This is a genomic window from Algibacter aquimarinus (assembly GCF_039543265.1).
GTDB classification, from domain to species: Bacteria; Bacteroidota; Bacteroidia; order Flavobacteriales; family Flavobacteriaceae; genus Algibacter_B; species Algibacter_B aquimarinus.
Window position 1 is genome coordinate 552,010 of the sequence record NZ_BAABJK010000004.1, and the last position, 9,881, is coordinate 561,890.

Annotated in this window: 8 protein-coding genes and 1 tRNA gene; all 9 read right to left on the bottom strand. The window is 32.7% G+C overall.

Annotated elements, in window-relative coordinates; translation table 11 throughout:
• Positions 1 to 123: 123 nt before the first annotated feature.
• The 9 genes from ABD939_RS05385 to murD all read right to left on the bottom strand — a co-directional run bounded on the left by ABD939_RS05385 (position 124) and on the right by murD (position 9,849).
• Positions 124 to 197 (bottom strand) — tRNA-Arg (locus ABD939_RS05385).
• 18 nt (positions 198 to 215) lie between these two features.
• Positions 216 to 665: a GatB/YqeY domain-containing protein gene (locus ABD939_RS05390; protein ID WP_345165392.1), complete on the bottom strand. Its 450-nt coding sequence runs from the start codon at positions 663 to 665 to the stop codon at positions 216 to 218.
• A 147-nt stretch (positions 666 to 812) separates the two neighbouring features.
• Positions 813 to 2,780: a cell division protein FtsZ gene (gene ftsZ / locus ABD939_RS05395; protein ID WP_345165393.1), complete on the bottom strand. Its 1,968-nt coding sequence runs from the start codon at positions 2,778 to 2,780 to the stop codon at positions 813 to 815.
• Between the two features lie 58 nt (positions 2,781 to 2,838).
• The gene (gene ftsA / locus ABD939_RS05400) at positions 2,839 to 4,149 is read right to left on the bottom strand and encodes a cell division protein FtsA (RefSeq protein ID WP_345165395.1); all 1,311 of its coding nucleotides are present in this window, start codon (positions 4,147 to 4,149) and stop codon (positions 2,839 to 2,841) included.
• 4 nt (positions 4,150 to 4,153) lie between these two features.
• Positions 4,154 to 4,846 carry a cell division protein FtsQ/DivIB gene (locus ABD939_RS05405; protein WP_345165398.1) on the bottom strand — a complete coding sequence of 231 codons (693 nt, stop codon included), beginning with the start codon at positions 4,844 to 4,846 and terminating at the stop codon, positions 4,154 to 4,156.
• Between the two features lie 16 nt (positions 4,847 to 4,862).
• The gene (gene murC, locus ABD939_RS05410; protein ID WP_345165401.1) at positions 4,863 to 6,215 is read right to left on the bottom strand and encodes a UDP-N-acetylmuramate--L-alanine ligase; all 1,353 of its coding nucleotides are present in this window, start codon (positions 6,213 to 6,215) and stop codon (positions 4,863 to 4,865) included.
• Positions 6,212 to 7,309, bottom strand: coding sequence for an undecaprenyldiphospho-muramoylpentapeptide beta-N-acetylglucosaminyltransferase (gene murG, locus ABD939_RS05415; protein WP_345165403.1), 1,098 nt, complete (start codon positions 7,307 to 7,309; stop codon positions 6,212 to 6,214). The genes murC and murG overlap by 4 nt, the downstream gene beginning before the upstream one ends.
• Positions 7,309 to 8,502: an FtsW/RodA/SpoVE family cell cycle protein gene (locus ABD939_RS05420; protein WP_345165405.1), complete on the bottom strand. Its 1,194-nt coding sequence runs from the start codon at positions 8,500 to 8,502 to the stop codon at positions 7,309 to 7,311. Before ABD939_RS05420 ends, murG begins: the two co-directional genes overlap by 1 nt.
• A 9-nt stretch (positions 8,503 to 8,511) precedes the next feature.
• On the bottom strand, positions 8,512 to 9,849 hold the full coding sequence (gene murD / locus ABD939_RS05425) for a UDP-N-acetylmuramoyl-L-alanine--D-glutamate ligase (RefSeq protein WP_345165407.1): 1,338 nt from the start codon (positions 9,847 to 9,849) through the stop codon (positions 8,512 to 8,514).
• Between the last annotated feature and the right edge of the window lie 32 nt (positions 9,850 to 9,881).

The window sequence follows — 9,881 nt, forward strand, 5'->3', positions numbered from 1 at the left end:
CAAGCTAAGAAAGTTAAAACCAGTTAAACGTTAATTTTATCTATCCTCATGTATAAATACCATAAAAAAGTTATTAAAATAAAACAAAATCCCTGTTAATCAATTGATTAACAGGGATTAAAGTGACCGCGAAGGGATTCGAACCCCCAACCCTCAGAGCCGAAATCTGATATTCTATCCAGTTGAACTACGCAGCCGTTTTATAAGTATTTAGCTTAAGCCAATTTTTGTCTTACAATACTAGAAATAGTTTTCCCATCCGCTTGTCCTGCCAACTCTTTGCTTACCATTCCCATAACTTTACCCATGTCCTTCATACCTTCAGCACCAATTTGTTCTATGGTTGCTACAACCACTTTTTCAATCTCTTCTTCTGTTAAAGCTTCTGGTAAAAATTGAGCAATAACTTCTGCTTCAGCTAATTCTGGAGCAGCTAAATCTTCACGCCCTTGTTCTAAATATATTGCGGCACTATCTTTACGTTGTTTTACCTGTTTCTGAAGTATTTTAAGCTCTTGCTCCTCTGTTAACTCTGTTTTTGCGCCACTTTCTGTTTGCGCTAACAAAATAGCAGATTTAACAGCCCTTAAAGCAGTTAAAGCAGTTTGGTTTTTTGATTTCATTGCTTCCTTTAGCGCAGACATTACTTCTTGTTGTAAACCCATTTTTTTAGTTATTAGAGTACGAAGATAAAAAGAATATAAAGATTCTCTCCTGCAAGGGAATAACAAATTTTGATTAAATAAAAAAATCCGAAAAGTCTGAGGGAAACTCTTCGGATTCATAACTACTAAGTAAGTCTAGTAAATTGTTTAATCTACATTATCGTGTAAAAACGAATTATTGCTTCTTAATTTTATGTCATCATTATCATCTAAACCTATGCTTGTTCGAGATATATCTGTTTCAGATGAATGTTTAGCTTCTTCTAAATTAACGCCTTGTCTTTTATAAGCAGGCACCTTTTCGATATCATCAATTTTGGCATTATTGAACTTATAGTTGAAATCCTTCATTTTTCTTCTACGTTCTTCAGCTCGTTCTTTTAATAACTCTGAAATAGGACTATTCATCGGGTCTACTTCTTCTGTTAATGGTTCTTCTTCAACTTCTTTCTGAATAGTTTTCTTTTCAAAAACAATTTCTTGCTCAACTTCTTCAATAACTTCGTTAGACTGTGATTTTTTATTTAAAGACGATTCAACTTCTATATAATCATCCAAAGCGTAACGCACATCTCCTTCTTCATTTGTTTCGTTAACCGTAACCAACTCAACATAATCATTAACTTGAATTTTATTTACTTCATCATTTAAACTATGGGTAACAATATCTTTATCCTCTTCTTCAATTACTTCTTTTGGCGATAACGGCAAATCAAAAGTTAAGGTTATTTGCTGTTCTTCATCCTCAACATCCTCAGAATTGCTTTTGACATCATCAGACATTCTTGTAACTGGCTTTATAATAAAATCTTCGTCTTCTTCAATACTTGCACAAACTTCTTCTGATACTACATCAATATTTCTTATTAGATCTGAAGTTGGAATTAAGTTTATATCTTTTGGTTGAGATGATATTTTTTGTTTCTCAATCATGTTTTTTTCAAAAGCACTAAGCTCATCTTCATCATCAACTTCTAAAGTGTGCTTAACAATTTTTGGCTCTTCTTTTTTCTCTAATTCTATAACTGGCGCAATAATTACAGGCTCACGCTCTTGAGCATCTAAATCTTGCTCCTCACTTAACGAGTGAACAACTTTTTTCGTTTCTGTGTTTGATATTTCGTCTTGTTGCTCAATATTAAATCCAGTTGCAATGATGGTTACTGCAATTGATTCCTCAAGAGTTTCATCTTCACCAACACCCATGATGATATTTGCACCATGTCCAGCTTCGTTTTGTATATGATCGTTAATTTCTCCAATTTCATCAATTGTAATTTCATGAGAGCCGGAAACAATTAACAGTAGTACATTTTTTGCACCAGTGATTTTATTATCGTTTAATAATGGTGAATCTAAAGCTTTACGAATAGCATCTTGAGCACGGTTTTGACCTGATGCTAAAGCTGACCCCATTATAGCTGTTCCACTATTACTTAATACTGTTTTAGCGTCTCGTAAATCTATATTTTGTGTGTAGTGATGTGTAATAACTTCAGCAATACCACGAGCAGCGGTAGATAAGACCTCATCAGCTTTAGAAAACCCTGCCTTGAAACCTAAATTTCCATAAACCTCACGAAGTTTATTATTATTTATTACAATTAAAGAATCAACTACATCTCTTAATTTTTCGATTCCTTTTTGAGATTGTTCAATTCTCATTTTACCTTCAAAAGCAAATGGCATGGTTACAATCCCTACCGTTAAGATATCTTTATCTTTAGCCATTTTAGCAATTATAGGTGCAGCTCCTGTACCTGTACCACCACCCATTCCAGCAGTTATAAAAACCATTTTAGTATTAGTGTCTAACATTTGTGAAATGTCATCAAAACTTTCAACAGCAGATTGCTCGCCAATATCTGGGTTTGCTCCAGCACCTAGTCCTTCAGTTAAGTTAAGCCCTAATTGAATTTTGTTTGGAACACCACTGTTATGAAGTGCTTGTGCATCTGTATTACAAACATAAAAATCTACGCCCTTAATACCTTGTTGAAACATGTGATTGATAGCATTGCTACCGCCACCGCCAACACCAATAACTTTAATGACATTTGACTGATTTTTAGGTAAATCAAATGCAATGCTTTCGAATTCTTTTTTGCTGCTCATAAATTCTGTTTTACTGGGGTTTTTTATACTTTATATTTTTTAATTCAATGAATTTTAATTACTCTGCGTTATCTAGAAAATCTTTAACACGTTCGGTTAACTTGTCTAAAAAAGAACGTCTTTCTTTAATTGGCTTTTCTTTTATTTCTTCTTCAATTGATGACTCTTGTTCGTCGATAACCTGTTCTTCTTCCTCTATTTTTGTTCGTTCTTGTCTTTTTAAACCGTCTAACACAAGTCCTACAGCTGTTGCATATAAGGGGCTAGTAACATCTTCATCGCTATCTCCGGCTAAATGCTCATTAGGATATCCTATTCTGGTATCCATACCCGTTATATATTCCACTAACTGCTTTAAATGTTTTAATTGACTTCCTCCACCTGTTAAAACAATACCTGCAATTAGTTTTTTCTTTTGCTCTTCGTGACCATAATTTTTTATCTCTACATAAACCTGCTCAACAATTTCAACAACTCGCGCATGAATAATTTTTGATAGATTTTTTAGGGTAATTTCTTTTGGTTCTCTACCGCGTAACCCAGGAATAGAAACAATCTCATTATCCTTATTTTCTCCTGGCCATGCAGAACCAAACTTTATTTTAAGTAATTCAGCTTGTTTTTCTATAATCGAGCAACCTTCTTTTATATCTTCAGTTATCACGTTACCTCCAAAAGGAATAACTGCTGTATGACGTATAATACCGTCTCTAAAAATGGCCAAATCTGTTGTCCCTCCACCTATATCAATCAATGCTACACCAGCCTCTTTTTCTTCCTGACTTAACACAGCATTCGCAGAAGCCAGTGGCTCAAGCGTAATACCTTCTAAATTTAAACCTGCACTTTGTACACAACGCCCAATATTTCTAATAGAGGAAACCTGACCAACTACTACATGAAAATTAGCTTCTAAACGGCCACCATACATACCAATTGGCTCTTTTATTTCAGCTTGCCCATCAACTTTATATTCTTGAGGCAGTACATGAATAATTTCTTCACCAGGAAGCATTACTAATTTATGAACTTGATTAATTAACCTGTCAATATCCTCTTCATCAATAACATTCTCAGAATTTGCTCTGGTTATATAATCACTATGTTGTAAACTTCTTATGTGTTGTCCTGCAATACCAACTGTAACACCTTCAATTTTAGAATCTGCTGCAACTTCTGCCTCTTGCACAGCTTGTTGAATTGACTGAATAGTTTGTGTAATATTATTAACCACACCTCTATGTACTCCCAAACTTTTAGATTTACCAATACCTAAAATTTCGAGTTTGCCGTATTCATTTTTACGACCAATCATAGCCACAATTTTTGTGGTACCTATATCTAATCCTACTGCTATGTTATGCTCCATTGGTTTACTTTTTGGTACATACTACTTGGTTGTCAAATTGCAAATTAACTTTGCTATAATTATCCAGTGTTTTCTCTTTTAAACTTTTTTTATAAAACGCTTTTAGGTTATTAATTTTTTTATCTAAAAACTTGACATCACCTAACTTTACCAAAAAATTACACTGCCTAAGTTTTAAATAAATCGCTTTATTTAAGCCTTGATAAATCTCGATAACATTTATTTTCAAAAAGTCATCTTCTCTAATTTTCTTAGCAACGGTATAAACGTTTTTTAAATTATTTTTTTCTACATAACCAGTAACCAGTGGTACTCTAGCGGAATAATTGTTTGATAACGGCATGTAAAAACCTTCGTCATCAATGTAATAAGACGCATTTGTACTTACTCTTGCAATAGGTGTTTTTTGCTCAATTTCAGCATTAAGTGTACCATTTACAGTAACATACACTTCTGCAGTTTTTATCATTGGATTAGATTTGAGGGCTTTCTCTAATTTATTCAAATCTAAAGTTTCTTTAGGCACGTTTTTAACGCTTCCATAATTTTGTATTAACAATTTACTAACAGTTTCATTTGTTATAAAAAGATTATTTTCTCCAGTGAATTTTACGTTAGGATTAGATACACTTCTATTCATATTTCTACTAGATGCAAAAGCAAATAGAAACACAACTAAGCCTAACAAAACAATCATTTTTATGTAATCCCAATTAACTCGCAATACTTAATTCTTTTTTTATGTGTTTCACTTCTTCTCCAATATCACCGGCACCAATAGTTAAAATAACATTGGCGGATGTTTTATGTATCTCCAACAACAATTCGTCTTTACTAACTAATCGTTTGTTTTTATTATTCACTTTATTAAGGAGCCATTCTGAAGTAACTCCATCAATTGGCAACTCTCTTGCTGGATAAATATCTAGCAACAATAATTCATCAAATTGCGCTAAACTAATAGCAAAATCATCTGCAAAATCTTTTGTTCTGCTATACAAATGAGGTTGAAAAATGGCTAATACTTTTTTGTTAGGATACATTTCTCTAACCGCTTGATATACTGCATTTATTTCTTCTGGATGATGTGCATAATCATCAATGAAAACTAAATTTTGGGTTTTAATATGGTAGGTAAATCGTCTTTTTACTCCTTTATAAGATGCTAAAGCTTTGGCGAGCTGCCGGTGAGGGCAACCATATTGAACAGCCATCGCCAAGGCTATTAATGCATTCGACAAATTATGTCTACCAGGTAGGTTAAATTGTAAATTTTCCAGCACTGTTTTCGGTGTTTTAACATCAAAAATATATGTGCCGTTTTCTATTTTTATATTATGAATTGAATAATCTGAATCATCTTCAATACCGTATGTAATACCCGTTAACGGCAATCCATTTTTTACAAATAATTTACCATTAGGTTTTATTTTTTTTGAGAAATCTTTAAAGGACTTTTCTAATTCTGATGCATCTCCGTAAATATCTAAATGGTCTGCGTCCATAGATGTTATGCACGCCAAATCTGGAGATAATGTTAAAAACGATCGGTCAAACTCGTCTGCCTCTACAACAGAAACATCAGTACCATTTAATATTAAATTAGAATTATAATTCTCACTTATTCCACCTAAAAAAGCAGTAACAGGAACATTACATTCATTCATTAAATGTCCCAAAATACTTGTTGTAGTTGTTTTACCATGTGTACCAGCAACTGCCAAACAAAAGGTGTTCTCAGTTATTAAACCTAATACTTGCGAACGCTTTAATACATAAAACCCCTTACTTAAAAAGAAGTTTAATTCTGAATGCGTATTAGGAACAGCCGGTGTGTAAACCACTAATGTATTATTAGAATTTAAAAACTTAGAATCGATATTTTTTATAGAATCTTCAAAATGAACTTCAATACCTAAGTCTATCAAACCATTTGTAATATTAGTTTGCGTTTTATCGTAACCAACAACATGTTTTTTATTTACATAAAAATAACGCGCCAATGCACTCATGCCAATACCACCGATACCAATAAAATAGACGTTATGTATATTATTTAAATTCATTTACTTTCAAGAAGTTTTTCAACCTCGTCTACTATTTCTTTTGTTGCATTTACTAATGCTAATTTTTTAATGTTTTCACCTAATTCTTTTTGCTTTTCCTGAGATGCTAATAATTGCGATAGTTTGTTTTCAAAATCTGCATCTAAATCTTCTTCTTTAATTAAAAGCGCTGCATCTTTGTCTACAATTGCCATGGCGTTCTTTGTTTGATGGTCTTCTGCTACATTTGGTGAAGGAATAAATATCACAGGTTTTCCAACAATACAAAGCTCTGAAACCGAACTTGCTCCAGCTCTAGAAATTACAATATCTGCTGCGGCATATGCTAAATCCATATTATTTAAAAACTCATAAACCTGTACATTATTGGTATTGTTATAAATTTTATATTGTTGATAATATAACTTACCGCATTGCCAAATAATTTGAACATTCTGAGTGTCAAAAAAGTCTAATTCTTTCTCAATCAATTCATTTATTCTTCTTGCACCTAAACTTCCTCCTAAAACTAAAAGTGTGTATTTCCCATGTTTTAAATCAAATGCGTCTTTTGCTTCAACTGTTTTATTATCTATATTTAATAACCCTTGACGAACCGGATTACCTGTTTTAATAATTTTATCTTTTGGGAAAAACCGTTCTAAACCATCGTATGCAACACAAATCTTTTTTGCTTTTTTTGCCAATAGTTTATTTGTAATACCGGGATATGAATTTTGCTCTTGAATAATGCAAGGAATGTTACTTGATGCCGCTACCTGCAATAAAGGTCCGCTTGCAAACCCGCCCGTACCTATTGCAATATCTGGCTTAAATGATTTTACTATTTTTCTAGCATTAAGCAAACTACTTAGCAACTTAAATGGAAACATTAAGTTTTTAAAAGTTAGTTTTCTTTGAATTCCTGAAATCCAGAGTCCTTTTATATTATATCCAGCTTGAGGCACTTTTTCCATTTCCATCCTATCTTTAGCGCCAACGAATAAAAACTCAGCATCTGGAAAACGAGACTTTAGCTCATTTGCAATAGCAATGGCAGGATAAATGTGTCCTCCTGTCCCACCTCCTGATAATATGATTTTATATTTACTCATTAAATTGCTTCAGATAAAATTTCTAAAGGATTATCCTCGTTTATCTCTTGTTCTTTTATTTCTTCTCGTTTAGCACTTACGCTTAAAATAATACCAATGGCTAAACATGTCATCCAAATAGATGTACCACCGCTACTTATTAATGGCAAAGTTTGTCCCGTTACAGGAAATAACTCTACTGCTACTGCCATATTTATTAAAGCTTGAAATACTATTGGTAAGCCAACACCTAATACTAAAAGTTTACCAAAAATGGCATCTGATTTTTGTGCCACTATAACTATTCTAAAAAGCAGCCACATGTATAAAATCATAATAGAAAAACCTCCAATTAACCCATATTCTTCAATAATAATGGCGAAAATGAAATCGGATGATGACTGTGGCAGTGCATGTTTTTGAATACTTTTCCCGGGACCAACACCTGTTACTCCCCCTGAGGCAATAGCAACTTTTGCTTTTTCAATTTGATAATCTGCTTGGGTATCCTCGTCATTAGAATAGTTTTTAATTCTATTTTCCCAAGTTGTTACTTTAACATTTAATGGCCCAGTAGTTAGCTTAGCAACCATTACAAAAAACACTAAACATATGATGCCTGTTCCAATAATTACAGCTAAGTACCGAATAGGATAACCACCCATAAAAACCAACATCATAACCATTGAAAACATAATAGCTGCTGTTGAAAAATTTGACGGTAATATTAAAGCTAGTACTAAAAATACAGGTCCCCAAAGTGGTAAAATTGACCCTTTAAATGTAACGACCTTATCTTTTATTTTAGACATATATCTAGCTACATAAACCATTAGTACTACAAATGCTAATGTTGAAGTTTGAAAAGACATACCAACAATTGGAATTTTTATCCATCTGCTTGCACTTGCACCTCCCATAACCGTTCCTTGCAACATTGTAACTACTAATAAAACCAAAACTATGGGTATCATAACTAACGATAAACCCTTAAAATATCTATATGGTATTTTATGAACACCATACATTATAGCAAACCCTAAAAATAAATGCATAAAGTGTTTTACAAAAGCAATAAATGTATTGCCATCATATTTACTATATGCCAAATCACTAGCAGCACTATATACAGGAAGGAAAGACAATATTGCCAACAACGCAACAATAGCCCAGATTAATCTATCTCCTTTTATGTTTTTAAATAATGCTTGCACTGTTATATGTTATAGATTTCTAACTGCATTTTTAAATTGACGTCCTCTATCCTCATAATTTTCAAATAAATCGAAACTCGCACATGCTGGCGATAGCAGTACATTATCTCCCGATTCTGCAACCTTATAAGCTATCTTTACAGCTTCACTCATAAATTGAGTTTCTATTATAATGTCAACCATGTTTCCAAAAGCATTCATTAGTTTTTCATTATCAACACCTAAACAAATGATAGCTTTTACTTTTTCATTTACAAAAGGAAACAATTCTTCATAATTATTGCCCTTGTCTACCCCACCAACAATCCAAACAGTTGGCGCATCCATACTTTCTAAAGCGAAGTAAGTTGCATTTACATTAGTGGCTTTAGAATCATTTATGTATTGCACCTTATTTATTTTTAATACTTGCTCAAGTCGATGCTCTACGCCTTGAAAGTTTTCTAAACTTTCTCTTATAGTTTGTTTTCTAATTTTTAACAAATGTGCAACGGTTGAGGCCGCCATTGCATTTTTAATGTTGTGTTTACCTTCGAGGGTTAAGTTGTTTGCTGGCATAATTATTTGGTTGTTATCTATTGTTATTTTAATATCTTTTTTGTCTAAATACGCACCGTTTTCAATAGACTTCACTAACGAAAATGGCAATAATGTGGATTGAACTGGATTGTTTTTTAAATGATTAACTATAACTTCATCATCAGCATCATAAATCAAATAATCGCTTTTGGTTTGATTCATTGCGATTCTGAATTTTGACTCTATATAGTTTTCAAATTTGTAATCATATCTATCTAAATGATCTGGAGTGATGTTAAGCAAAACAGCAATTTTTGGTTTAAAATCAATAATATCATCTAACTGAAAACTACTAATCTCTAACACGTAATTTTCAAAATTGCTTTCTAAAACCTGTTTTGCAAAACTGTCTCCAATATTTCCAGCTAATCCTACATTTAACTGTTGTTTTAAAATATGATGTGTTAACGTTGCCGTTGTAGTTTTTCCATTACTTCCTGTAATACCCACAATGGTTGCCTCTGTAAACTTTGATGCAAATTCAATTTCAGAAACTACAGGTATTCCTTTTTCACGAATCTGCTTTACCAAATCCACTTTATCAGGAATACCAGGGCTTTTCATTACGATATCAGAATTCAGAACCTTAGATTTTGTATGAACCTCATCCTCCCATTCAATCTCATTATGTATAAGAACTTGTTTGTACTTTTCTTTAATTTTTCCTTTATCGGAAACAAAAACATCATATCCCTTGGCTTTTCCTAAAAGCGCTGTTCCTACACCACTTTCTCCTCCTCCTAATATGACTAATCTTTGTTTTGTCATTCCTTTTTTATTGAGATGCTTCAACTACGCTA

Coding starts and splice junctions, on each gene's coding strand:
- ABD939_RS05390 (WP_345165392.1), bottom strand. CDS start 665: ATGGGTTTACAACAAGAAGTAATGTCTGCGCTAAAGGAAGCAATGAAA.
- ftsZ (WP_345165393.1), bottom strand. CDS start 2,780: ATGAGCAGCAAAAAAGAATTCGAAAGCATTGCATTTGATTTACCTAAA.
- ftsA (WP_345165395.1), bottom strand. CDS start 4,149: ATGGAGCATAACATAGCAGTAGGATTAGATATAGGTACCACAAAAATT.
- ABD939_RS05405 (WP_345165398.1), bottom strand. CDS start 4,846: ATGATTGTTTTGTTAGGCTTAGTTGTGTTTCTATTTGCTTTTGCATCT.
- murC (WP_345165401.1), bottom strand. CDS start 6,215: ATGAATTTAAATAATATACATAACGTCTATTTTATTGGTATCGGTGGT.
- murG (WP_345165403.1), bottom strand. CDS start 7,309: ATGAGTAAATATAAAATCATATTATCAGGAGGTGGGACAGGAGGACAC.
- murD (WP_345165407.1), bottom strand. CDS start 9,849: ATGACAAAACAAAGATTAGTCATATTAGGAGGAGGAGAAAGTGGTGTA.